Genomic DNA, 381 nt, shown 5'->3' with positions numbered 1-381 from the left:
TTGATGATTAAACTGCCGCCTTCTAAGGCAACAGTGGTGCCCGCAGTCACGGTATTGCCGTTTACGGTGAAGCTGACAACAGACAAGGTACTGTCGATATCACTGTCATTGCTAAGGACGTTGCCAGATGCCACAGCGTCTTCAGCAACGGTATTGGTATCGTTAACCAAGACTGATGGATCATCCACTGGGGTGACATTAATGGTTAAGGTGGCGGTTGCACCAGTGTTGGTGGTGTAAGTAATCACCGGTACTGTGCCATTCCAGTTGGCGTTGGGCGTGAAGGTGTAAGAGCCGTCGGCATTGATGATTAAACTGCCGCCTTCTAAGGCAACAGTGGTGCCCGCAGTCACGGTATTGCCGTTTACGGTGAAGCTGACA

The 381-nt window shown here is 50.9% G+C and carries 1 protein-coding gene; it reads right to left on the bottom strand.

The features are described from left to right. On the bottom strand, positions 1-381 hold a 381-nt coding region (locus L976_RS01385), incomplete at both ends, for an Ig-like domain-containing protein (protein ID WP_047533445.1).

This window comes from Shewanella sp. ZOR0012, from assembly GCF_000798835.1.
GTDB classification, from domain to species: Bacteria; Pseudomonadota; Gammaproteobacteria; order Enterobacterales; family Shewanellaceae; genus Shewanella; species Shewanella xiamenensis.
The sequence above is the reverse complement of the archived record's forward strand: the minus strand, read 5'-3'. Positions and strand labels throughout refer to the sequence as shown.